This is a genomic window from Paenibacillus sp. J23TS9 (assembly GCF_018403225.1).
Taxonomy (GTDB): domain Bacteria; phylum Bacillota; class Bacilli; order Paenibacillales; family Paenibacillaceae; genus Paenibacillus_AQ.
Map to the genome: position 1 here is coordinate 332,141 of NZ_BOSG01000003.1, position 23,802 is coordinate 355,942.

The 23,802-nt window shown below is 50.2% G+C and carries 18 protein-coding genes; 5 read left to right on the plus strand and 13 right to left on the minus strand.

Annotated elements, in window-relative coordinates; all coding sequences use genetic code 11:
* Nucleotides 1-60: 60 nt before the first annotated feature.
* Nucleotides 61-2,199: a catalase gene (locus KJS65_RS19985; RefSeq protein WP_213651618.1), complete on the minus strand. Its 2,139-nt coding sequence runs from the start codon at nucleotides 2,197-2,199 to the stop codon at nucleotides 61-63.
* A gap of 197 nt (nucleotides 2,200-2,396) precedes the next feature.
* On the opposite strand from KJS65_RS19985, the gene KJS65_RS19990 reads away from it, so the two are divergent.
* Both KJS65_RS19990 and KJS65_RS19995 read left to right on the plus strand, forming a co-directional pair.
* The gene (locus KJS65_RS19990; protein ID WP_213651619.1) at nucleotides 2,397-2,708 is read left to right on the plus strand and encodes an ArsR/SmtB family transcription factor; all 312 of its coding nucleotides are present in this window, start codon (nucleotides 2,397-2,399) and stop codon (nucleotides 2,706-2,708) included.
* A gap of 115 nt (nucleotides 2,709-2,823) precedes the next feature.
* Nucleotides 2,824-3,948: an NADH:flavin oxidoreductase gene (locus tag KJS65_RS19995; RefSeq protein ID WP_213651620.1), complete on the plus strand. Its 1,125-nt coding sequence runs from the start codon at nucleotides 2,824-2,826 to the stop codon at nucleotides 3,946-3,948.
* 118 nt (nucleotides 3,949-4,066) lie between these two features.
* On the opposite strand, the gene KJS65_RS20000 is transcribed toward KJS65_RS19995, so the two are convergent.
* Both KJS65_RS20000 and KJS65_RS20005 read right to left on the minus strand, forming a co-directional pair.
* Nucleotides 4,067-7,183 carry an MMPL family transporter gene (locus KJS65_RS20000; RefSeq protein WP_213651621.1) on the minus strand — a complete coding sequence of 1,039 codons (3,117 nt, stop codon included), beginning with the start codon at nucleotides 7,181-7,183 and terminating at the stop codon, nucleotides 4,067-4,069.
* Between the two features lie 137 nt (nucleotides 7,184-7,320).
* The gene (locus KJS65_RS20005) at nucleotides 7,321-7,932 is read right to left on the minus strand and encodes a TetR/AcrR family transcriptional regulator (protein WP_213651622.1); all 612 of its coding nucleotides are present in this window, start codon (nucleotides 7,930-7,932) and stop codon (nucleotides 7,321-7,323) included.
* 145 nt (nucleotides 7,933-8,077) lie between these two features.
* Here KJS65_RS20005 and KJS65_RS20010 point away from each other — a divergent pair, with 145 nt between their 5' ends.
* Entirely contained in the window at nucleotides 8,078-9,637 is a 1,560-nt protein-coding gene (locus tag KJS65_RS20010; RefSeq protein WP_213651623.1) for a hypothetical protein, read from the plus strand.
* 495 nt (nucleotides 9,638-10,132) lie between these two features.
* Here the strand turns inward: KJS65_RS20010 and KJS65_RS20015 are convergent, their stop codons facing one another.
* The 3 genes from KJS65_RS20015 to thrC all read right to left on the minus strand — a co-directional run bounded on the left by KJS65_RS20015 (nucleotide 10,133) and on the right by thrC (nucleotide 14,643).
* Nucleotides 10,133-11,554: an FAD-dependent oxidoreductase gene (locus KJS65_RS20015; RefSeq protein ID WP_213651624.1), complete on the minus strand. Its 1,422-nt coding sequence runs from the start codon at nucleotides 11,552-11,554 to the stop codon at nucleotides 10,133-10,135.
* 367 nt (nucleotides 11,555-11,921) lie between these two features.
* Complete coding sequence (locus tag KJS65_RS20020; RefSeq protein WP_306432981.1) at nucleotides 11,922-13,166, minus strand: MFS transporter; 1,245 nt, start codon at nucleotides 13,164-13,166, stop codon at nucleotides 11,922-11,924.
* 220 nt (nucleotides 13,167-13,386) lie between these two features.
* Nucleotides 13,387-14,643, minus strand: coding sequence for a threonine synthase (thrC, locus tag KJS65_RS20025; protein ID WP_213651625.1), 1,257 nt, complete (start codon nucleotides 14,641-14,643; stop codon nucleotides 13,387-13,389).
* A 160-nt stretch (nucleotides 14,644-14,803) separates the two neighbouring features.
* Here thrC and KJS65_RS20030 point away from each other — a divergent pair, with 160 nt between their 5' ends.
* The gene (locus KJS65_RS20030; RefSeq protein ID WP_213651626.1) at nucleotides 14,804-15,685 is read left to right on the plus strand and encodes a LysR family transcriptional regulator; all 882 of its coding nucleotides are present in this window, start codon (nucleotides 14,804-14,806) and stop codon (nucleotides 15,683-15,685) included.
* 163 nt (nucleotides 15,686-15,848) lie between these two features.
* Nucleotides 15,849-16,328, plus strand: coding sequence for a GyrI-like domain-containing protein (locus KJS65_RS20035; protein ID WP_213651627.1), 480 nt, complete (start codon nucleotides 15,849-15,851; stop codon nucleotides 16,326-16,328).
* A gap of 82 nt (nucleotides 16,329-16,410) precedes the next feature.
* Here the strand turns inward: KJS65_RS20035 and KJS65_RS20040 are convergent, their stop codons facing one another.
* From KJS65_RS20040 to KJS65_RS20070, 7 genes are all read right to left on the minus strand, one after another.
* Complete coding sequence (locus KJS65_RS20040) at nucleotides 16,411-18,399, minus strand: FUSC family protein (RefSeq protein ID WP_213651628.1); 1,989 nt, start codon at nucleotides 18,397-18,399, stop codon at nucleotides 16,411-16,413.
* Nucleotides 18,400-18,467: 68 nt separating this feature from the next.
* The gene (locus KJS65_RS20045; protein WP_213651629.1) at nucleotides 18,468-18,914 is read right to left on the minus strand and encodes a MarR family winged helix-turn-helix transcriptional regulator; all 447 of its coding nucleotides are present in this window, start codon (nucleotides 18,912-18,914) and stop codon (nucleotides 18,468-18,470) included.
* A gap of 183 nt (nucleotides 18,915-19,097) precedes the next feature.
* Nucleotides 19,098-19,994 (minus strand): ROK family protein, encoded by an 897-nt coding sequence (locus KJS65_RS20050; RefSeq protein ID WP_213651630.1) that lies wholly within the window; start codon nucleotides 19,992-19,994, stop codon nucleotides 19,098-19,100.
* Nucleotides 19,995-20,026: 32 nt separating this feature from the next.
* On the minus strand, nucleotides 20,027-20,728 hold the full coding sequence (locus KJS65_RS20055; RefSeq protein WP_213651631.1) for an N-acetylmannosamine-6-phosphate 2-epimerase: 702 nt from the start codon (nucleotides 20,726-20,728) through the stop codon (nucleotides 20,027-20,029).
* A gap of 236 nt (nucleotides 20,729-20,964) precedes the next feature.
* On the minus strand, nucleotides 20,965-21,141 hold the full coding sequence (locus KJS65_RS20060; RefSeq protein ID WP_213651632.1) for a hypothetical protein: 177 nt from the start codon (nucleotides 21,139-21,141) through the stop codon (nucleotides 20,965-20,967).
* A 227-nt stretch (nucleotides 21,142-21,368) separates the two neighbouring features.
* Entirely contained in the window at nucleotides 21,369-21,647 is a 279-nt protein-coding gene (locus KJS65_RS20065; RefSeq protein ID WP_213651633.1) for a hypothetical protein, read from the minus strand.
* A 98-nt stretch (nucleotides 21,648-21,745) separates the two neighbouring features.
* A complete protein-coding gene (locus KJS65_RS20070) occupies nucleotides 21,746-23,461 on the minus strand; it encodes a methyl-accepting chemotaxis protein (protein WP_213651634.1) in 1,716 nt (571 codons plus the stop codon).
* Nucleotides 23,462-23,802: the final 341 nt, after the last annotated feature.

Consider the following 23,802-nt stretch of genomic DNA (forward strand, 5'->3'; position numbering starts at 1 on the left):
CAGCCCGGTTGAGAATCATCGGCTGGCTTTTGTACATTATACCTTATACCTTAGGGCAGTTTACTTGGACATAGACAGTTCTCTGTCCCAATGACGGTGCATGGCAATCGCGTCCACCAGCTTTTGACCGAAGTCTTGACCGCTTTCTGCATCGCTGCTGATGATAAGTCCGGTGTCCGTGAGCGATATTTCCAGATTCCCTACAGGTTGATCCGGACTCGCGACATGGATGCCCGCTGTACCCAGCAATCCCAGTGCCTTGCCTGCTGCGCCGATTGTTTTGAAATGGTTATAGGCTTCTATAATGAAGTTAACCGCTTCGCGGATCATGCCAATCTGTGCAATACTCTCCTCACCGCCGGCTATATATACAGCGTCGTACAAGACGGAGTCAGCCGTCAGGAATGTTTGCTTCACCTGCTGTTGATCTCCTTCTGTACCCGTAATCATGCCCAAATGTTCACTGATAATTTCAGCCGTTACCCCAGCTCCCTGAAGCGCTGCCAATACCGCCTTCATTTCAGCGGAATCAAAGCCGTTTGCGGCAAGCACAGCAATTTTGCGGGTCGCGGCAGATTTGGCCGTATTCAGCTGGCTCAGCGCCGGCGATAACAAAGTAACACTCTCACGGACTTCTTCTGTTGGCGCCTTCGGTGCCTCTGCTCCGATACCGAGAGCCACCTGCTCAGCCAAAATCAGATCCACATTGCTGAGATTGTTGACCATTTGCTGCTGAATGCTCTTGGTCTGCACCTTCCCCAGCTCAAAACGGAAGGCCTTGATCATATGCTTCTGCTCCACATCGGACATGCTGTTCCAGAACAGCTTGGCCTGGCTGTAATGATCCTTGAAGCTGTCACTGCGGGCGCGTACCTTGCGGCCCTCCACCTTTTCCTGATAATGTACATATCCGCCTTCCTGCTCGGTGGCCTCGTGCGGATCGTTATTATTCAGGGAGTTTTTGTGGTAGCTCGTTTGGCCCTGGTTGATCGTCATCCGGTGCATCCCGTCGCGTTGGTTATTGTGTACCGGTGCCAATGGACGGTTAATCGGGATTTCATGGAAGTTTGGTCCGCCGAGGCGGGACAGCTGTGTGTCTGTATAGGAGAACAAACGGCCCTGCAGCAGCGGGTCATTACTGAAATCGATGCCAGGCACCACATGTCCCACATGGAACGCAATCTGCTCGGTTTCCGCAAAGAAATTATCCACATTGCGGTTCAGCGTCATTTTACCAATCCGGCGTACCGGAATGAGCTCCTCAGGCCACAGCTTGGTCGGATCCAGAATATCAAAATCGAAGTTGAATTCCTCATCCTCACGGATGATCTGCACGCCGAACTCAAACTCCGGATAATTGCCCATCTCAATGGCTTCGGACAAATCGCGGCGGTTGAAATCCGGGTCTTTACCGGCTATTTTCTGCGCTTCATCCCATACCAGAGAATGCACGCCAAGCAGCGGTTTCCAGTGGAATTTAACAAAATGGGCTTCTCCCTTCTCGTTCACAAACCGGAAGGTATGAACGCCGAAGCCCTCCATCATCCGGAAGCTGCGTGGAATCGCGCGATCTGACATGGCCCACATGATCATATGTGTCGATTCTGTATTGTTCGCGATGAAATCCCAGTGTGTGTCATGCGCTGTGGAGGCCTGCGGAATTTCGTTATGAGGCTCCGGCTTGACCGCATGAACAAAATCAGGGAATTTCATGGCATCCTGTATGAAAAAGACCGGCATGTTATTGCCCACCAGGTCAAAGTTTCCTTCTTCGGTATAGAACTTGGTTGCAAAGCCTCTGACATCACGTACCGTATCTGCGGAGCCTCTCGAACCTGCCACGGTTGAGAAACGGACAAACACTGGAGTTTTTGCGGTTGGATCCTGCAGAAACTTAGCTTTGGTAAACTCGGCCATCGGCTCATAGACCTGAAAATAACCGTGCGCGCCAAAACCTCTGGCATGGACAATCCGCTCAGGAATCCGTTCATGGTCAAAATGGGTCATTTTTTCTCTGAATTGAAAGTCTTCCATCAGGGTTGGACCTCGGTCCCCCGCCTTTAGCGAATGCTCATCATCCGTAATGCGTAACCCTTGATTGGTCGTCATTTTCTGACCGGAGTCATTCACGCTAAAATCTTTCAGCTGCTCTTTCTTGCTCTCTTCATTGATGTTCATATTATCCCGATCTTTATTCATGAAGTTCATTCCCTCCTGTTCTTATGTACGGCTCTGTGTCCGAATATGAATACACACGGTATTACCCTTCTGGATATCGCATTAAACGAAGCTTACGGAAACAGAAATATATCCCTGATGCTCGCATCCTTTTTTAACCAAGTCATATTTTCCGAAAGTATATTTACATTTCTATAAAAATAGATATAATAAAGCACATGGATATATTATTAACGATCAAAGCGTTATCTAACGAGACCCGGTTCAACATTCTGGAGTGGCTGAAACATCCGGAGAATCATTTTGGTCCGCAGGAGCATATGCCAGCAACCTGTGATTTTAAGGGCGGGATATGCGTCGGATCGGTATCGGAGAAAACCGGCCTCGCCCAATCCGTTGTTTCCGGCTATCTGGTCAAGTTGCAGAAGGCAGGCTTGTTGGAGTCCCGCCGCTCGGGACAGTGGACTTATTACAGACGTGATGAGGAGGGTATTAACCGCTTTATCGAACAACTCAAGAAAGAGCTTTAGGCTTAAACGCATAACCATACGCAATTAAGCAAAAGCTCTTTCTTTTGATCATATATATCTATTTTTATGGAAATATAGAAAAGTAAAAAATTAAACATATTGGAGGATTCCATACATGAGTCAACAAAAACAGGATGTCCGTTCTACAGCTTCATTATTCCAGCCTTATACTTTGGGTAACTTAAACCTGCAATCCAAAATCGTGATGGCGCCGATGACCCGCGGTTTCTCCCCGAACGGAGTACCGGGAGCGAACGTCGCTGCTTACTATCGCCGCCGCGCCGAGAACGGCGTCGGCCTGATCATCACGGAAGGCACGGCAATTGACCATCCGGCGGCAGTCGAAAGTCCGAGCATACCGAACTTCCACGGTGAAGCAGCCTTGAACGGCTGGGCCGAAGTAGTGAAGCAGGTCCATGAAGCCGGCGGCAAAATCATGCCGCAAATTTGGCATGTCGGCATGACGCGTGCTGTCGGCTCCGAGCCGAACCCGGAAGCGCTGCCGATCGGCCCGTCCGGGCTTGACCTGAACGGCAACAAGGTGACCGAGCCGATGACGGTGGATGAGATTCACTACGTCGTCAAAGCCTATGCCGATGCAGCCGCCAATGCCAAACGGATCGGCTTTGATGGCGTGGAAATCCACGGCGCCCACGGATATCTGATCGACCAATTCCTGTGGGAAACCACCAATCAGCGGACTGACGAATACGGCGGCGACATGATGAAGCGTGCCCGGTTCGCGATCGAAGTCGTTCAAGCCGTCCGTGCGGCAGTGGGTCCGGACTTTCCGGTTGCGCTGCGTCTCTCCCAGTGGAAAACGACCAAGTATGACGCGAAACTGGCAGATACACCGGAAAAATTGAAGGAGCTGCTTACCGCCTTGTCCGATGCGGGCGTTGATATATTCCACTGCTCCACGCGTCGCTTTTGGGAACCGGAATTCGAAGGCTCCGATCTGAACTTTGCCGGATGGGCGAAGAAGCTTACAGGAAAAACCGTTATTACGGTAGGCTCCGTAGGTCTTGACGAAGCCTTCACCAGCCTCTTCACCGACGGTACGGGCGCAGGCAAGAAGGATATAGACGACCTGCTGGAACGTCTGGAGAAAAATGAGTTTGATCTGGTTGCGGTCGGCCGTGCACTGCTCGCTGATCCTGCCTGGGCCACCAAAGTACGCGAAGGGCGTTTCGATGATCTCCAGCCGTTCACACCGGATGCGCTGAAAACATTGGTTTAATGTGACTGACCGAATCCCCTCCGGGACAGTTCAGCATTAGATCTTGATATACGAAAGGACCGGGAAGAGCCTGCAGCTCTTTCCCGGTCCTTTTTTGCCGTTAACGTACAGCTATCATTTATTTGCGTGAATCCTTGCTGCTGACATGCGCAACCTGCATGCGTTCAGCACGCCGCTGCTGCATCTTCTCAGGCAGCACAATCAGTGCCGGCACCAGCATTGGCAGCAGGATAAAGCAGAGCACGATGAGACCCACGCCAACAGCAGATGCCAGCTCGATAAGCAGCACCAGGCCGGATGGGATCAGGGTTGCAAAGGTACCGCCCAGAATAACCATCGCGGAGATGATGACGCCACCCACGCTTTTCGCCGCTCTCACAATCGCATCACCCGGCGACATATCGCCATATTCACGGTAGCGCTCCATCAGGAAGATGCTGTAGTCAACACCTACCGCCACAATAATGATGAAGGAGAAGAATGGCACAAAGGATGACACTCCGTCCGCTCCAATGATATAGTTTGTGACCAGATTGGATGCACTCATCGCCACATAGTAGGACGCAACGAGCGAAAGTACGATAAAGACGGACGGCCAGAATGAACGAATGACGAACAGCAGAACGACAAACACGCTCACGATGACGATAATGGCCGTGCTATTGAAAGACTTGATCTGTTCCTTGTTCATATCATAGGTGGTTGAACTTGGACCAGCCGCCCCGTAGGTAGCTTTATCCAGTACCGTTCCCTTAAGACTGCTGGATACCGTATCATTGATCTTCTCAATGGTCTTCAGCGCAGCCGGGGAATAGGGATCATCCTTCAGAATGACAATCAGCTTCGTGATCTTCCGGTCCTTGGACATAAAATTGTCCTCTGCCTTCTTAAAGTCCCCGTTTTCCAAAGCCTCACGTGGAATAAAGAAGGTCTTCGAGCTGTTCAGCTGGGTTAGGAAATCACCTGTTTTGCCCAGTCCCTCGGAGATATCCCCGAGTCCGTTACCGCTCTTATCAATACCTTCCTTCAACTGCGACATACCGCCAGTCAGGCTTGAGAGACCGCCGATCAGCTGCTTCTGTACGCTTTGCACCTGACCTAGGGCGGCATTCAGCTTCTTCATATTCGCTTCAATTTCACGGCTGCCGCTGCTGCCCTGCTGAAGACCCTTCTGCAGCTCAGTCGCACCCTTTTGCAGTGCGGCAAGCCCGGTGGACATCTGCTTCTGTGCCGCTTCAATTTGCCCTAATCCACCAGCAGCCTCGCCGAGGGAGGAATTCAGCTTTGCATAATTCGCGTTCAGCTCCTGAAGCCCTCCGCCGAGCTGAGTCAAGCCGGATGCAAGACTCTCGCCGGTTGCCTTCAGCGTCGCATAATCGGGATCAGAAGCCAGCTCGCTATGCTTGGCTCCGAGTCCGGAAATCAGGCCGTTCATACCAGCCAAGCCCTGCTGAATTCCCGGAATTTGTCCGCTGATTTGCTTGTAGCCTGCTTCCATTGAGGTGTATCCCTTGGAGAGCTGCGACAGACCCGAACCGATCTTGCCTGTATTAGCGCTCACGGTATCCAGGCCGCTTTTCAGCCCAGCGATCCCTTTACTCAGTTCGCCGGCTCCTCCTGCACCCTTGCCAATACCCGCGGATACCTGCCCGAGCGCGGCGGTAATCTGGTCATAACCATTCTTCACCTGTCCGGTGCCGGTGACCAGCTGATTCGCGCTGGATGTATCCGGCGTGCTCAGCTTATCACCAATCTGATCCAGGCCGCTCTTGATCTGATCCACACCCTTTTGGGATGCCGAGATACCCTCCGTTACGGTCTCAGTCTGGTTGCTGATGTAAAAATCGTCAATCGGCTTCGCCTGCGGCTGCGTTACGCTGGCAACTGATTTTACTCCATCAACTGCCTTCAACTTATCCGTCAGCTTGTCGATAACGCCCAAGGTATCATTATTATCCATCGCCTTGTCGCCTTCAATGACCACGCTCGTCGGCAGCGCCTGCCCGCGGCTGAAGTGGTCAGCCACAATACTGAAGCCTTTGGTGGACGGATAGCTGTTACCAAGCTCCTTCAGCTGGTCGAAGGAAAGCTTCTGTCCGCTTGTAAGCAGTGCCGGAATCAGCAAAATCGCAATAATTACCGTAACAATAACCGGATGCTTAACGGAAACTGATGTCAGCTTTGCCCAGAATTTGCTCTCCTTATGGCCCGCTACCTTTTTCGAAGGCCAGAACAGCTTCGGCCCGAACACCTTCAGCATGAATGGTGTCAGCGTCAGCATTTGCAGCACCAGCACAACCGTACCAATCGCTACTACATTCGCTGACTTATAGATACCAAAGCTTGAGAAGCTGAGCCCGGCAAAAGCAATAAACACCGTTGCAATACTGTAAATAATCGTTTTACCCGCGGTTCTGTAGGATGCGATAATCGCCTCATCTACGGATCGTCCGTGGGATAATTCCTCCTTGAAACGATTAAACAGCAGAATATTGTAATCCGTGCCGATTCCGAACAAAATCAGCACCAGCAGCATCTGTGTCACACTCGTGACCGGAAAATTCAGCTTGTCGATAATTTGCGCTGCGATCCCCATCGAGACCAGGTAGGAGACGCCTACCGCAAGCAGGGAGACAAGCGGAATAACGACGGAGCGGAACATTACAATAAGTACAACCAGAATGAAGATAACGGTGAGTGCAGCACTCTTTTCCACTCCCGATACCGATGCCTTAAGATAGTCATTCTGGATAAAGTCCTCGCCGCTTAAGTAATAAGGGACATCGACATCCTTCAGTACATCTTTGAACTGGGTTTCGATATCATCCACGTTGCGTCCCATTTTATCCAGATTGAAGCTGACCATCAGCGTGGTGTTATCCTCTGAAACGAGAGAGGACTTGGCATCGGGAGTCGTAATCGGATCAATCAGCTGACTGAAGCCCAGCTCCGATTGATGCTGAACCATATTTTTGATACCGGATCCGATATGTTTCATATCCTCGTCCGTCAGCTTGCCTTCCCTGTGAAAAACGATAATATCGCTCGTTCCGCTCGTTCCGGTCATCTTGTTAAGCAGAGTTCCGGCGACCTTTGACGGGCTGTCTTCGGTCAGCGGGTCCTGGCCCCGCTCATGTAAAATGGCGTTCACATCCGGCTGAAATACGGTCAGCAGAACGGTTGCCACAAGCCATAGTGCCAGGATCGCCCAGCGCCATTTGATGATTTGCCGCATGTTCGTGATTTGCCTCCTCAGAGTTTTGTTAGTAAACATGTGTTCATTATTCAAACAAAAAAATAGAGCTACCCATCCATCATATAAAAATCGGGATGAATGTATTCCTCTGATCCAAGTGCCCTATGGCGCCCCAACTAGTTGGGACGCCGGCATCCCATGCCCAAATGATACAGATACACAAACTCATTCACGAGCCTTTTTACGGTCTCCCCATCCTCATTCTCTCTCAGGATCAGGCTAACGCCCTCCACCACGGTTCCCGCAAGCATCCGTGCACTTTGACGCTCGGAATCTTTAAGCTCTGCGGCATTTTGAGGGCCCGACGTAAATACATCCTCCAGGATCGTTACGATCAGTCCTACCATATGCTCTTTCACCTGGTCGTATTTTGAGCCTGCACTCCGGTTCAGCAAAATGGTCAGCTCCGCACTGTACTCCAAGAATAATGCGACAATCGTATCCTCCACCATATTCAGGTACTTCAAGCCCTTGTCCTCGCCGTTATAGCTGCGGTCCAGCTCCTTTTTCAAATCGAGGATATAGGCAACAATCTTTTCGTATACCGGACCTACCAACGCCTCGAACAGCTCTTCCTTATTCGTAAAATAACGGTAGATATTGCCGGTCGTGATTCCCGCAGATGCCGAAATACGGCGCATGGAGGCGCCGGTATAATCATGGGATTTGAATTCGTTCAGGGCAGCCCGAAGAATACTTTGACGGACATCTTCTTTCAATGTTTGCATAAATAAACACCTGTTTACTATTATTTTATAATCTTAATTATAATGCCTCTGCATCCTGTTGGCAAATCCTTGAGTTAGCCGCAGGGAAGCGCTTTATGCTACAATAAATTGTAAGGATTTAGCAATCGGAAATGGGGGGGCATTGATGGATAAACCTGCAGTTTCCTTGTTTTTTGGAGCCGGAGCCGAAGTTGGATACGGACTGCCATCGGGTGGCCAGTTCGCTTTGGACCTGTTTCGGATACCGGTCGATCAGGATAAGACCGATTTCAAAGACCAGCTGAAGGCGCTGGACAACACGTCGGCTTACGTCAGCAAGTGGCTCCCGGATGATTATTTGAAGAAACGCATTCATGTATTTGGCAAAAGCGACTATGAGGGCATTATCGCCTCCAGTCTGGAATACCGAAAAGATGATATTTTAGCCTATCTGGAACAGCTTGATCAGCATGTGCTCCGTCTTCTCCGTGCATGGGATGTGAGCGAGGACCATATCCGCCGTATCTTCCGTGACGAAACCAGCCTCGAACTGGGCCAGATCCTTTACGGACAAGCCGTTAAGCTGAACAGCCGTCTGGCGGAGAGTGTCGGGTTATTCAACTCGGTCTTCTTCTCCGCCTGGCTGAAGCTGCTGGAGCTGCATCCCGAGCAGACTCATCTTCAGCATGGTGTACGAGCCATCCTCGAGCTGCTTGTCGGCGCTTGCGGACAGCGGCTGGTCGCCAAGCTGAACGAGGAAGTATTCGAGTCTGCGCCGGACAAGCTGTCCGTATTTGATGATCTCTCCGGCATATTCAGTCTCAACTACCACAGCGTCGGACAGACCGGTATGGACATCGTGCTTGGGGAACCGGCACAGCCCGTGACGGAGGAGAACACGCCGGTAGAGATAATGACTGCCCTCTGCCGCACGGTGCTGGAGGATATTTATTCACGCACGCTGGATTACCAGGCACTGGTCGACAGCCACTTCCGCTATCTGTACAATCCGAAGGCACACTGGGCCCGCTTCACACGGATTGCCATCTTTCTGCGCACCGTGCGGAGGTATATCAGCAGTTCGGATGCCCATCTTATGGAGAGGCTCGCCGCAGGACCCGGGTATTATCATGATCTATCCGGGCTATCCAGCCTCGCGGATATCGCTTCCGTCGGCACGACCAATTACAACGGCTTTGCCCGTGAACTGGTGCATCAAGAGTTCCCTTCCATTCCCGTTTACTATTTGAACGGCTGCGTTGAAGAATACTATGATCCCTACTGCAACCTGATTCTGGAGCAGCCCACGGCAGAGGAACTCGCTGCATACCCGCGGCTGCTCGTGCCGCTGATCTTCACCCAGAGCGGAATCAAACCGCTGACTTCGATTACAATGTCCCGCCGCTATGTTGAGCTATATGACAGATTCGAGCAGTCGGATATTATCGCGATTATCGGCTACGGCTTTAACGGCGACGACGGCCATATCAATGGATTGTTCCGTTCGCTCGCGGAAGCGGGCAAGCGGCTTTCCATTTTCCATTATGGCCATGAGAGCCTGTCTGTCCTAAAGAGCGAGTATCAAACCAAGCTTCGCCTGTCCTCCTCGGACAATCTTGATATCTTCACTGTAGACAGCAGCCGGAATGTGGCGGGAGAACCATGGTGGAAGGCATTGCTTGAGAAGTACCAGTATATGCAGCCCGTCCTGACACCCCGAACTTGAAATCGTGGCAGCAGTAAGCACCGGAAAAGCCCTCATTCAATAGATTTGGAATACGCCGGACAGCCCCATAAACGGGGCCCGGCTTTTATATTTTCAATTCCTATTTTCATTCTGTTCTTATTTCAAAGCCCATATCTTCAATCATGGCGTGGTCAACGAAAATATCCTGCAAATCACCTGAAACATAAAAAATACCTGTCTCACGACAGGCCCTGCTCTTTCATTATGGAGGAGAGTTAAGCCTGGAAGCAGACCGATTCACCCCTTTGATCTATTGATAATTCCGGAAGTGTATGACGGAGAGAAAGACGGGGCCATGTGGGGATGTTTGTAGTTTTATTAGGGATTTGCTTCCTTCCATTCAGATTATCAAGAATAATACATGAATAAAACTAACTAAAGTTAGGTGTAGGCAAGAAATTCAGACTATTTCACATAAAAAAACCGCCCAATACCTTCAGGTATAGGCGGCTGTCACATGTCTCACGAATCAAATCAGGCATGCTCCACATCAATTTTATATTTTCTCTTCAAATAGTGGTGAATTCGTTTAAAATCCTCCGGCGTCAAATCCTTCAATTGCTTTTTCTGCGACTCATAACCCAGGATGACACCGATCGTTTGCGCGGCCAGGGCATTATTGGGCATAATTCTCGAAGTACCATAAGCCTTGATGTCAGCGCCGATATTTTTTCCCACCACGAGCACATTGTCGTATTCCTTCAATTGGAAGGAGCGAAGCGGTATACCGTAAGAATCAGGCACACCATAACTAATACCATGCGGAATGTTCACCGTACCCTGCAAATCAACCGGATAAGAACCGATGCTGACATTATCCCAGAACATTTTGCCGCTCATGACGTCTTCGTATTTTAACACATAGTCGGTCTCAAAGCGGTTGAAGTCACGAATGTAGAGATAGCCGGGATACCCGTTCATCTCTGCATTCTCAAACCCTGCCAAATGGGTACGCAGGTATTCCAAAATGCGGGGAGCCTCGACCCGCCCCTTCCGCAGCGCTTCATGGACCGAATCATCGCTGGATGGATCTACGTTATACATAATCAGACCGTTAATGATGACATGTCCGTTGCCCTGATTGGCTATGTTCAGTCCACGCAGCCGTAAGAGCTTCTCCGCAGGCGTATATTTACCCATAATATTGCTGAAGCCTACTGCAAAATTCCAGTCCACATAGGTGTTAGGACCGTACAGTTTCTGGACATTGGACAGCGGATAATGACTCAGAACATCCTTGTTCAGCTTTCGCCAGTCTACATTTTTATATTTCAGCATATAGGTTGCGCCCATATAATCAGGCTGATTGCTCTTCTCCACGACTTCCATGCCAGGGATACGCTTCTTGTGTTTCAGCTTGCCGGTCAAGGCATTAAAATCCGTATTTTCCACCCAATAGCCTGCTTCCAGCTTATAATCCTTTTGATCCCGGTCGGTATACATCAGCGACTGCATCATATGGCTTTCTCCCGCAGCAGCTTCATTCACTTTGCTAATTTTGATGCCACTTTTCAATGGTATATTTTCAATCAGCCTATTATAGTAATCCGTGAATTCATCCAAATCCCGAACCTTGCCTTTATTATATTTATGGAACAAATTTTTCATCTCGCCTTGTACGAGGCTTTTTCGTCCCTTGTTAAACGGTTCATCGAGAAAGAGCATCTCTCCCTGAATCAGCTCACCGCCGGGCTTTTCCCGCGGATCGAGAATCAATACGCTTAATCCGAGATTTTGAGCTTCTCTGGCTAAAAGTACCCCCTGCAATTCACTGCCAATGACTACAACATCATAGCGGCTGCACCCTTCTCCGCATGAGGCAGGCTGTGTGATCCGGGTTAAACCGTGAGGAATGAAAAATTGAAAAACGAGTGCGGATATCATGACAATCAACATTAGCTGCCATATTTTCTTTGAATGATGCACGGGCTATAATCAGCTCATTTCTTGTATAGTAAAAATTTTACGAAGTCTATTACGCCTATCTATTAGGTAAAGTCTATTAAATATAATTTCTATTTATTGCTTTTTATACTATAAACCACCTCCAATTCATATACAATATTTAACACTTCCTATGCATATAAACGGGACATCTTTTACATGAATTTTATTCACGGAAAATACTTATATGTATAACGGATCGCAATCTGTTTCCATATTCATAAAAAAAACCGTCCTAATAAGGACGGTCTACTCCATGAAAAAGTTACCTAATCATTAAAAATTATCAATTTTACGTAAAACTATCATCTTATGCCCGCTAGATTCGCTTGCGGATGATTCTCCCGAAAACAGCCAAAACCGGCAGCATCAAAATTCCTGCAGACAGAATGGAAGCCCGGATGGAAAACCGGCTGCCAATCCAACCGACCACAGGTCCGCCTGCGGTTTGGCCGAGTGCATCTGACTGGCTCACCATGGACAGCACTGTTGCGCGCGTTTTGCTTTCCAGATTCATATTTAGCCAGGTGCCATAAACCGGCTCGCTGATCGATACGGAAGCACCGGCGATCAGTACGGAAACAATAGCCCAGGCAAAATTTGGAGCCACAGCCAGTGACAGGATCGCCGCAACGCGGATCATGGTAAGCAGAAGCATCGCGGTGGATACCTTTCGTTCATTTTTCATATCAATCCATTTCTCGGCCAGCCGGACGCCTCCCAGCCCAAGCAGCGTTGCCGCTGCAGAAACCACACCGAACCAGACAGCCATGGACACAGGCAGATCCGGCAAGCCGATGCCCCTGATGAGAAAAGGCTGCCACAAGCGGTCATACCCTTCGGAGGCAGCTCCGCTGAACAGAGTAACCGCAATGATAACCCCAAGCAGCGGATGCTTACGCACGACCTTGGCCCCGCTGAGCCATGTACCCGTCATCCGCTTGAAATGTGAAGCCTGTGGAGCATGCTCCTGGCGCTTAAACTTGGTTTCCTTCATGACTATCAGAAGCAGCACACCCAGCATGGCGTACAGCATTCCCCCTATCAGGTAGGGCAGGTTGGGAGTGATCATCGACAGCCCCACGCTGCAGCCTATGCCCAGAAGCGATGCGATTAACGACAGCCGCTGGGACTGCATCAGAATCGCCCCCGCCTGCTCCTCGCCAGCTTCATCTACGACCCAAGCGGTGTTCGCTCCGCTGACAAAGGTCCAGCCAATTCCGAACAGGATTTGCGAGAACACGATCCAGGCAAACACAGAAATGATCGAACCCGCTCCTGCGAGCCATAGGGCGCTCCCTTCTACCGTAAAACCAAAACCGAGAATAAACATACCGATAATTACCGAAATTCTACGGCTGTAGGTATCGGCCACCACGCCGGTAATTCCTTCGAAGATCAATACGGTCAGCTCAAGCACTGTTCCCATCAGCACCAGCTCGAATGGATTCAATCCGAGTGATGTCACATGATAAATCCCACTGGTGGTAAACATGGTACTGTTGGCCAGAGCCATCATAAAGCTCATCATCATATACACTTGTGACGCACGGTTTATATACAAAATTATTTCCGCCCTTCGAAGCAGGCGGCGCGTCACGTTAACCGATGTCCATGAATAACTTCTTTTTAAGATGAGACCACTTCAGCCGTTACGTGCGCATCACACTGCCTGTCTTTTTAGTTGATAACGTTCCCATTACGTACTGCATCGTCTGAATTTTTAACACAATAGAAAACCTCCCAAGTAAGGATTCACTGGAATCCTTCGTAAATTTATTCGATTATAATGGATTTCCATTCACTGTAAAAGTACTTTTTAACGCAGCTTCCACGGTCAGCCCGGAGTACAGCACCTCATTCGTCGTTTCTGCCAAAATGTCCGTATCCTTCAGCAGATTTCCGGTCAAAATGCACAGTGCGCTCTCTTCTTTGCCGATCGTTTGATCATGAAGCAGCTTGCTCAGCCCTGCCAAAGTCGCTGCTGACGCCGGCTCGCAGCCGATACCGCTTTGATCAATCATCCTCTTGGAAGCCAATATCTCTTCATCGCTTACGCTGCAAGTTACTCCCTGGCAGAGCTGCAGGACGCGGCGCGCTATTTTCCAGCTCGGCGGGTTCCCGATGTTAAGTGCGGAAGCCTTGGTAGCCGGATGCGGCTCTGGAGTCAGCTGCTCCTTGCCTGCAGCCATCATGCGGTGAAAGGGGCTTGCTCCTTCTGCTTGAATCAGGGCAATTCGCGGAACTTTATCGATCATTCCGAGATTTTTCAGATCCGCAAGCCCTTTCCCAAGCGCGGATACGTTGCTGAGCGCTCCTCCAGGGATAAGAATCCAGTCCGGCAGCTCCCAGTTCAGATACTGAGCTGTTTCATAAATGATGCTCTTCTGGCCTTCGATCCGGAACGGATTCACCGAGTTGCAGACATAGAGGCCAAGTTCTGCTCCATGCTGCTCAAGAAACCGGATGCCATCGTCATAGGTTCCGTCAAAACGGATCACCTGAGCGCCATAAGCAAGCGTCTGCAGAACTTTATTCATCGATATGCTGCGGTTTGGCACGTATACCTGTGAGGTGCATCCCCCCATAGCGGCATACATGGCAAGCGATGAAGATGTGTTGCCCGTTGACGTGCAGGCAAAACGGTTGTATCCAAGGGACCGGCCATGGGATACCGCCGCCGTCATCCCGTTGTCCTTGAAGGAACCACTGGGATTCTCACTCTGGGCCTTGAAATACAATTCTCGGATCCCAAGCTTGCTGCGAATAGGCTCCGAGGCGTATAAACCGGTATTCCCCTCAAATTTAGTCACGATATACTCTTCGGGAAGTTCCGGGAAAATCAGTTCTTTATACCGCCATACGCCGCTGGCATAGACGGACATACGCTCAGCCAGCCTCTCCTGGAACAATGCCTTCAGCCGTTCACCGTCCAGACTGCTCAAATCTTGTACAACCTCCAGCCTTCCTCCACAAGAACAAACCGTACTGAACTCCCTCCATGACCGCTCGGCACTGCAATCTACACATACCAGCTTCATTTGTATCTTCCTCTCATCCGTTTTTGGAGCCCACTCACATCACATTGCCATACGCTCCGGTTAGGATTAGAATAAGCAGAAGCTTCTTATAAATCTAATATATTATTTTTACAATTACATAATATTTTGTTATGAATCAAAGAAAACGGGGGTGACGCTAATGAACCTGCACGCGCTTAGATTTTTCGTCAAAGTGGCGGAGACCGGCAGCGTGACGCTGGCATCTGAGGCCTTGAGAGTAAGTCAGCCGGCTGTCACCGCTCAAATTAAACGGCTTGAACATGAGCTTGGCTTACAGCTCTGGATTCCGCATGGCCGCGGGGTTGCGTTAACCGAAGCAGGCCGCATGCTGGCAGGCGAAGCTAAGAGATTGTTTGAACTGGAGCAAAGCATAGAGGATGGTCTGGAGCAGTTGAAGAAAGGTGAAGCAGGACAACTGCATATCGCAGCAACCTATCTGCCGTCCAACTTTCTACTGCCAAGACCGATTGCGGCTTATAAAAAGCTTCATCCCTCGATCGGACTCGATTTGACGACATCCAACTCCAGTCACGCACTTGAGCTGCTGCTTCATTTCAAGGCGGACATCGCAATCGTCGGAGGCATCGCTGAGGAGCATCCGCTGCTGGAGCGGACACCATGGCTTCAGGATGAGATGTGTTTTGTCGTACATCCAGGTCACCGTCTGGCCGGAGCCCATATTCCGCTTGCCGAAATGCTGCAGGAACCATTCATTATCCGGGAAGAGGGCAGCTTTTCCCGTGAACAGCTGCTCGCCCTGTGCAAGATCCATAACCTTCCTGCTCCGGCGATCGGACTACAGATGAACGGCCTTCATGAGACGCTGCGCGTCGTAATGGAAGGATACGGTGCCGCCTTTCTTTCCACGCTGGAAACGGAAGCTTTCATGATACAGAACCAGCTCGCCAAGGTTCACGTACAGCATGCAGCACTGAAGAACCCCATTTCAATCTATACGCGGAGGGAGCCGCTATCTCCGGCAGCCCGCCAATTTTTCGACGGCCTCCAGCTATATTCATAGCGTCGTACAGATTAGAACAACGCTCGTCAAAATCCATCAAAAATAGTCATCATTCGATTAAATCTCTGGAAGGAAAGCTGGGCGCTAGGCCCGAATGTTATTCTCATAGATTCGACTTTAGTTATGATGATCATATGAATTGAATTGGAGAGAGGGAATGGGTATGGAATTTCAAGTCATTGAAAAAGAGGCTTTCACCGTAACCGGTAAAATGCGTGAGGTATCCACGAAGGACGGCAGCAATTTGATCGATATTCCAGCCTTCTGGCAGGAGTGCGGCAAAGATGAAACATTCATGAAGCTGGAAGCACTTGGTGAGGATCATGACATGTTAGGCATTTGTATGGATTTTGATGGTCAAGGCGGGTTCCACTATCTCATAGGGGTAAGAACTGCAGCAGATCAGGCAGATACGGAGGAGTTCGTGTCACGTGTCATTCCTGCTGCTGCCTGGGCCGTCTTCACATCCATTGGCCCCATGCCGGGTGCAATCCAGCAGGTCTGGCAGCAGATCTACCAGGACTGGTTTCCAACCAGCGGCTATCAGCATGCACCTGGTCCCGAACTGGAGGTATACCCTCCCGGAGACACCATGCGGGATGATTACCGCTGTGAGGTATGGATTCCTGTTGTGAAAAAATAAATCCAATCCTAATCTTATAAAACAAGCCTGTGCCAAGCTCCTTTGCAACACTGCAAAGGAGTCTGCACAGGCTTATTTATTTTTATGATTCCATCTCTATCTTTAGGGGCGCGGTGGATTCCCCGATTTGCAGCGCAGCATGAAGCTCAATCAATTCATAACGCAGTGCGGAAAAAGAGGGAAGCTCCGGCACATGAATCGGCGCCGGGGATTCTGATCGCTGAACGGCATTCGCCATCTCGTCAAAAGCCTGCTCCAGAATGCGCAGCGTCTCGGGCGGTTCCCGATGCTCCAGCCCCCTCTCCGCAGCCGAGATAAGCACATAACCAAAATGCTGCATTTCTGCCACAGCCGGCCACCGCAGGCTTACTTTTTCACGCCTCCGTACGGATTCAGCCAGAGCAGCATCATACAACAGTCTGACCCGAAGCAGCTCCGTCTCCAGATCTGCTGGACGGACCCGTTCTTCTGCAGGCAGCCCGCCTGCGAGAATCTGTCCCAGCAGGGCTCCTTCCTTACGGATGACGGATGCCATGGCTCCAGGCAACCGGCTGGAGGAAGCCCGCCGCCACAGCAGCAGAATCCCAAGCAGACCAATGGCGCTGCCGACCAGAATATCAACGATCCGGGCGGACATAAAGTAGCTCATCGCGGTCTCAGGTTGGCTGCTCCCTGCAATCAGCAGCGTACTTGGCGTAATGAAGATCACGGCCAGCGCATAATTACGCAGGTAGATCAGCTCTACAATAAACTGCAGTACCGCCATGGCTAATGCTACATATATCCCTTCAGGCTTCAGGGACAGCAAAGCGCCACCGGCCAGCAGGCCGATTATCGTTCCCGCGGTACGCTGCAGCGCGCGGTGCATGGTACCGATCGCAGTCGTACCCAGCATGACAGCTGCACAGGATAGAGGGACCCAGTAGGAACGGTGAAGCCCCAGCCCGTAAGCGACCGCAGCAGAGGCAGCGATCATGATGCCGTAACGGCATGCTGTGCTAAGCAGGGTCGAATGGCGGTTGAAGGCCCCTGCGAGTATCAGCCGCAGCCGGTTATCGGGTTCGGCAAGGGAAGCTTTGACAGCCCCCTCTCCGGAACCGTTAAGCATTGAAAAGGCTTCTTCAATCTGATGACTCAACCGCCCACTTAGACTCTCCTCCCCATTCCATGAAGATTTGCCTGCATTTAGGGGTTTCATTTGGTCCTTCCTTTGAATGCCGGCTGCAATCGAACGTAACGCATCCGATCTTCCCGCCTCGCCTGTACCTTTATGACCCAGTGCAATCTCCACAAGGGTCAGGTAGATCTCGTTGGCCTTTTGTGACAGCTGCATCAGGCGCCGGGTCGGCTCGTAGGTATGCCGCCAACGCAGCTCTCCGCCGGATACTGCTTTCCCGGCGTTTTGCAGCGCGACTGCCGCTTTATGCTGCGCATCGTATTGATGCTCCGTGCCCATGGAGTCCATAAATTGGGCCAGTGATGAATAAGCACCCGCAACTGCCTTGGTTTCAGGCCGGTGTGGACTCATCAGCCAACCGGCCATACCGACGATCCAAGCCAGCACACCGCCCAGTAACACAAATCCCGTCCGCAGCGGAACAAATGATAGATCATAGGGCAGACTAGTTCCGACAGCAAAGGTTAGAATAAAAAACATGGCCGAGGGACCGGCTACCTGAAAGGCTCCAAAACAAAATACGGCAGCTGCGCCAATGAGGCCGAAAAACAGCACCATCAGCCATGGAATCGTGCCCGTTAATGAGCCAAGCCCAAAAGATACGGCCATACCCAGTGCAACCAGAAGCAGCTTGATAGCCCGCTGTCTGTAGGTTTCATTCGATACATACAAAAAGGTAAAGCCCCCGATGGAGGCGCATAATCCATAATCCATATGTCCGGTCAGCGCTCCGGCCAGAACCGGTATCCCTGCGCTGATCGCAGAGCCGATGCCCCGGAACCACTGCAGCGGCAGCGGCCGGATGCGAAATGCGTCGCGCACCCTTCCCGGAGCAGGTGCACGCTGTCCCGTTCTGCGCCGTGCATATGCGTTTTGATGTGATTCAGTTATCATAAGGCTTCTCTCCAGTTGGTTATCTCATTTTTATGGTCCTCTATATTTTCCATTGTCCTATCCTGATGTCATGATTCTGTTTCTTTGGCAGCTTCAGCATTCTGCTGAATTTTCATAAGTGTAGCCAAAAACACCTTCAAGTCACCTTCCGGTATTCCAGCCACGATTTCATCCGCAAAAAGCTGGTTTACGTGGATAAATAGCCTCTCCCGCAGCTGTCTGCCTTCATCCGTAATAAAAATAAGAAAAGAACGCCGGTCGTCTTTGTTTTTGTCTCTGCGGACCAGATGCTTTCGTTCCAGAATATCGAGTATTTTAGTCAATGTCGCCTGATCCTTGTCTGCAATGAGCGATAATTCCTTTTGCGTGAGCCCATCCTGCTCACCCAATCGTTTCAGTACAGTCCATTGCTCCGGTGTAATATCGTCTTCCTTGAAATGCATCGTCAAATACCGCAATAATGTCCGGCTTGTCTTCGAAATCAGATGCCCGTAAAGATGCTCTTTGTCCTCCATGCCTGAAGACTCTTCCCCCTTCATTAGGTGCTGGATATATTTTAAGTCTATAGCAGAAAATAATATTTGTAAATATTATATGTATACAAACATTTATCATACTAACTAATAATCGACAAAAAAGAGCAGCTTCTCAGCCGCTCATTCCATCAAAAAAGTATGTAGATATGCATTCCACAGTTATCAGAACTTCAATTGATCCAAAATCAATTTGGCTGCACCTATCGCACCCGCTTCATTGCTGAGCTCCGCTGGTCGTACATCCACATTCAGCCGCATTCCTTCCATCGCTTCCAGCAGCAGTGGCCACCATATTGGCTTGGAGTCGATGAGACCTCCGCCGATCAAAATCGCCTGTGGGTTCAAGCCAACATGAATGTTATGGATAACAACTGCCAAATGGGCGGTAAACTGCCTCAGCACTTCTGTAACCCGCGGTTGTCCCTTCAAGTGGTCATCCAACACCTCAACGCCGTTATTATAGCTGCGTCCCGCCGCTTCACCCGCCAGCTTCACCAAGGCCGTTCCTGACAGGTATTGCTCAATACAGCCGCATAGTCCACAGTTGCAGGGCCTGCCGCCAGGCACCAGAATGGTATGTCCCCACTCGCCTCCATTCCAATGAGCGCCTCTGTACAGCTCGCCGCCGATCATATTGGCCCCGCCAACACCCGTTCCAAGCGTTAGCATGGATAAGTCCTTCACATGCATTCCCGCGCCCAGCCAGGCCTCACCAACCAGCGCCGTATTGGCGTCATTATCTACGAATACAGGCAGGTGATAGGACGCCTCCATATCCTTCTTAATATTGGATCCCTGCCAGCCCGGCAGATTGTCAGTCGCAAATACGATTTCCCCCGTCTGAACATTCACTCGGCCTGCGGTACCGATACCGATGCCCTGAATATCCTGATGGTTTGCCAGCAGGTCATTCACCAGAAGCTTCATATTTCCCAGAATCCGTTCCTTTCCCTCTTTCGCTTCCGTGGCCACTTTCCCCTGATCCAGAAGCTGTCCCGAGCTATCCACGACCATGCCTTTGATGGAGGTTCCGCCAATATCGATCCCGATGACCTTCATGCCTCTCCCATTCCTTTCATTGTGGCGCCGACTTAGCGAGCCTTCCCATTTAACGCTTCGCGGATAGCCACCGCAAATTTTTCCGTAATCAATTGGGGTCTGGTAATCGCCGATCCAACGACAACGGCATGCGCCCCAAGCTTCAGGCAATATGCCGCCTGTTCCGGGGTGTTGATTCTTCCTTCACCAATCACCGGAATCCGGATTCTGCGGGCTGCCTCCTGCAGCAGCTCAAAGTCAGGCTCTTTGTGTTGAGGCGAATAGGCGGTATAGCCGGAAAGCGTCGTCGAAATGCAGTCCACACCGATAGATTCCGCATACAAAGCTTCCTCGAGCGTCGAAATATCGGCCATCATCTTCTGCCCTTTCCCTTTCATATAAGATACCAGGTCTTCGAGCGTTTCCCCTCCAGGTCTTGGACTGCGCGTGGCATCAAGCGCGATGATATCCACCTGTACTTCCATCAGCTCTTGCACCTCACGAAGTGTAGGCGTTATATACACTCCGCTGTCGTCATAGTCGCGTTTGATAATGCCGATGATCGGTAGCTTCGTCACCTGCTTGATGGCATGAATATCGCGTACGCTGTTCGCGCGGATGCCGATTGCACCGCCCTGCTCAGCGGCCAGAGCCATTTTGGCCATCGTGTTGCCTCCATGCAGCGGTTCATCCTCAAGTGCCTGGCAGGAAACAATTAACCCGCCCTGAATTTTTCCGAAAAATGGATCATCCATAAATTCATCTCCTGTTACCCTCTACCCACCGGTATATGGATCAATTTCCCAATGCTTCTTGGAATCCATTATAACAGCCGCTAAAGATTTTCTCCATTATTAATTAAAATACAGGAGATTATTTCTTTCACAATAAAAAACGCCAAACCCAGAGAATCATCCTGATGAGCCTCTGAAATCAGCGTTATTGGAGCAGCATAGAGCCTGGCATTTCAAAATGACAAGTCCGTACGCGATCAGCAGAATCGTTTAAAATTTATATTCCCATGCTTCATCCGCAGCGCATCACGCAGCTCTATCAAGTCCTTCTCGGCCATTTGCTCCAGCACTTCCCTTGAATAGTCCAGCCCATGCTCCTCCGCCAAATCGAGAATCCCGCGGATGTACAGCTCTCTGTAATCCTTTTTGTTCATTGCTGCCTGATCCCTCCCGCTAAAATAGCAAATTCTATATAGAATGTACCCATATTTTCCTCTCATTCCGCAAGCCATAAAATTTTCTGTTAACAACTACACATGCATTAATACCGACGGAGCCGGCTCTTGTGAGCTTTCGGTCTAATAAGCTCGTAGTCAACAAGAAAAGCTCATTACTCCCGGCTGCGGGGTAATGAGCTCTTCTTGCGGGTATTTGCCTGTGACTAATCCTCGTCTACGGCAATCCCTATATCCATCAGGTAATCCATCTCGGCATCGAGTACAGCTTCGACGGTCATTTCATCCAGCTTTACATCTTTACGGCTTAGCACGAAGTCGACCAAATCATCGCTATCGATCTCCACTTCGCCCTGTTCATTTGCTTCCGCCGTGTTGATAAATGTCTTCTCATGCTTCAGGACAACCCTGATGCTTTCGGGTTCAGCGCCCGTCTCAGCCGCTATGTACTGCACAAGCTCCTGCTCGTTGAGTGTGCCGCTCATGGCCTTTTCATCTCCTTATTTCATGTCCTAGCGCCATTGTAACATAAAATGCTCTGGTTTCCATTTTTTCAGACTGTAATTTAACAAATTTACAAAAGTCATGAACTTTTCGTGCCCGCCCGGGTATCCTCGTATTGGAATCTGCGGATCTCCATCTGCAGTCCTTTTGCCATTCCGCTCATGGAACCGGTGGAAACAGAGATATCCTCCATCGTAGCCAGCTGCTCTTCCGTCACGGCTGCAACGCTTTGAGACTGCCCGGCGATATAAGAGGACAACTCAACCATATGTTCCTCCGAGACCAACATCTGCTCGGTCAAAGCGGACAGCTCCTCCGTTGATGCCGATACCTCTTGGGCCTGTCCCGCAACCGTTTGAATCGATGCGTATATTTGATGAAAGGCTTGGCCCGTTTGCTGCATAGACTGCGCGCCTTTTTCCAGCTGATCCGAGCCCCGCTGCATCGCATCGACCGATTTCGAGATATTGCCGACCATATTCCGGATGCCTCCGCCAATCTGCTCCGATGCCATACCGACCTGGTCTGCCAGCTTCTTCACCTCTCCGGCTACAACGGCGAAGCCTCTGCCATGCTCCCCGGCCCGTGCCGCTTCAATGCTCGCATTGAGTGACAGCAGATGCGTCTGGTCTGCGATCTCCTTGATGAACAACGTGATCTTCTCAATCTCATGTGAACGATGTCCAAGATCATTTACTGCTGCTCTCGACTCCTCCATCACGGATTGGATTTGCTGCATCTGCGATACGGTTTCCTCCAAGAGCCCCAATCCCTTCTCGGACTGCTGTTGTACTGTCTCGGCTGATTCCACCGTGATGGATGCGGACTCGGCAATTCGCTTCAAGCTTGAAGCGCTCTCCTCCATCGATGCCTTGTTTTCCTTCATGCGGGCCATCTGGTTCTCTGCTGCTGTGGACACCTCCTGCATCGATTCCGTAATCTGCTGCGAAGCAAGCACCGTCTGTTCAGAACCGAGTGCAAGCTCTCCGGATGCCGAAACAACTTCAGCCGCGTGACGATCAATCTGAAGCATCAACTGCTTCAAATGATGTTTCATTTCATCGAAGGAACGAGCCATGCCGCCGATCTCATCCTTCTGGCGGATATTCATGTCCGCGCCTGTCAAGTCACCTGCGGCAATCTGCTGCGCAGAGCGGGCAATGAGCGCTACCGGACGGGAGATCATCCGGATCATCAGATAAGCCATGACAATACCTACTGCCAAAGACAGCAGGACCGTTATACCGAGCACAGTCTTGGTTTTTTGTTCCTGCTCCCGGGTCTTCTGCAGGTCCGCATCCAGCTGATTCTGATGGTAGTTTTCCAGCTCGGCTGCGGCGGCAGTCATTTTTCTCACCATCGGCGCGCATTTTTCCTCCACCAGGCGGGTATACGCGGCAACATCATTCTTTTTCTTATAGGCTGCGATCTCGTCTACAATCACGGCATACTGCTGTTCAAGCTCGGCCAGCTGGTCTGATATTTCTTTTCCCTTCCCTGTCTTGTTTAAAGCTTCCACTTCCGATTCCGCCTTGTTGAACTGCTTCCGGTTGTTTTCATAGTTCGTGAAATGCTCCTCATTCCCGGTCAGCAGATATCCTCTCACATTTTCGGCTTCCAGCGCGGCAATTCGTCCGAGATCCTTGGCCAAAAGCATTTTGGCAACCCGGTCGTCGATGAGCATGCGGTAGCTTGTGTTGGCAATCGACAGCTGCACCCAGCCAATCGTCCCTACAATGATCGTAATGACCAGTACGGCTGCAAAGCTCAAAGAAAGTTTCTGTTTGAATTTCATCCGCCTAAACTCCTTCTATTAGTTAATTCACTGGGACTTATCACCTATGTACTAATATAGTTTTATACACGATATTGAATTCTATAAAACTATATTTTTTATCGTTTCAACAAGTCACTTAGATCACTTTTTCACAAAATCGACACATCTTATGTGAATAGATCTCAAATTAGTCATTTCGACCCATATGCCGGTAATAAACCAATTCTCCACACATTGTCCAGAAAATGATGTAAAATTGATAAGGTTTGGAACATAGATATTCATTATCTCAACATTTCATTGTTCAAGAAGGGCAGGAATCACAATCGTGTTCAAAAAAATCTTCAATCAGTACTGGA

Coding starts and splice junctions, on each gene's coding strand:
- KJS65_RS19985 (WP_213651618.1), bottom strand. CDS start 2,199: ATGAATAAAGATCGGGATAATATGAACATCAATGAAGAGAGCAAGAAA.
- KJS65_RS19990 (WP_213651619.1), top strand. CDS start 2,397: ATGGATATATTATTAACGATCAAAGCGTTATCTAACGAGACCCGGTTC.
- KJS65_RS19995 (WP_213651620.1), top strand. CDS start 2,824: ATGAGTCAACAAAAACAGGATGTCCGTTCTACAGCTTCATTATTCCAG.
- KJS65_RS20000 (WP_213651621.1), bottom strand. CDS start 7,183: ATGCGGCAAATCATCAAATGGCGCTGGGCGATCCTGGCACTATGGCTT.
- KJS65_RS20005 (WP_213651622.1), bottom strand. CDS start 7,932: ATGCAAACATTGAAAGAAGATGTCCGTCAAAGTATTCTTCGGGCTGCC.
- KJS65_RS20010 (WP_213651623.1), top strand. CDS start 8,078: ATGGATAAACCTGCAGTTTCCTTGTTTTTTGGAGCCGGAGCCGAAGTT.
- KJS65_RS20015 (WP_213651624.1), bottom strand. CDS start 11,554: ATGTTGATTGTCATGATATCCGCACTCGTTTTTCAATTTTTCATTCCT.
- thrC (WP_213651625.1), bottom strand. CDS start 14,643: ATGAAGCTGGTATGTGTAGATTGCAGTGCCGAGCGGTCATGGAGGGAG.
- KJS65_RS20030 (WP_213651626.1), top strand. CDS start 14,804: ATGAACCTGCACGCGCTTAGATTTTTCGTCAAAGTGGCGGAGACCGGC.
- KJS65_RS20035 (WP_213651627.1), top strand. CDS start 15,849: ATGGAATTTCAAGTCATTGAAAAAGAGGCTTTCACCGTAACCGGTAAA.
- KJS65_RS20040 (WP_213651628.1), bottom strand. CDS start 18,399: ATGATAACTGAATCACATCAAAACGCATATGCACGGCGCAGAACGGGA.
- KJS65_RS20045 (WP_213651629.1), bottom strand. CDS start 18,914: ATGGAGGACAAAGAGCATCTTTACGGGCATCTGATTTCGAAGACAAGC.
- KJS65_RS20050 (WP_213651630.1), bottom strand. CDS start 19,994: ATGAAGGTCATCGGGATCGATATTGGCGGAACCTCCATCAAAGGCATG.
- KJS65_RS20055 (WP_213651631.1), bottom strand. CDS start 20,728: ATGGATGATCCATTTTTCGGAAAAATTCAGGGCGGGTTAATTGTTTCC.
- KJS65_RS20060 (WP_213651632.1), bottom strand. CDS start 21,141: ATGAACAAAAAGGATTACAGAGAGCTGTACATCCGCGGGATTCTCGAT.
- KJS65_RS20065 (WP_213651633.1), bottom strand. CDS start 21,647: ATGAGCGGCACACTCAACGAGCAGGAGCTTGTGCAGTACATAGCGGCT.
- KJS65_RS20070 (WP_213651634.1), bottom strand. CDS start 23,461: ATGAAATTCAAACAGAAACTTTCTTTGAGCTTTGCAGCCGTACTGGTC.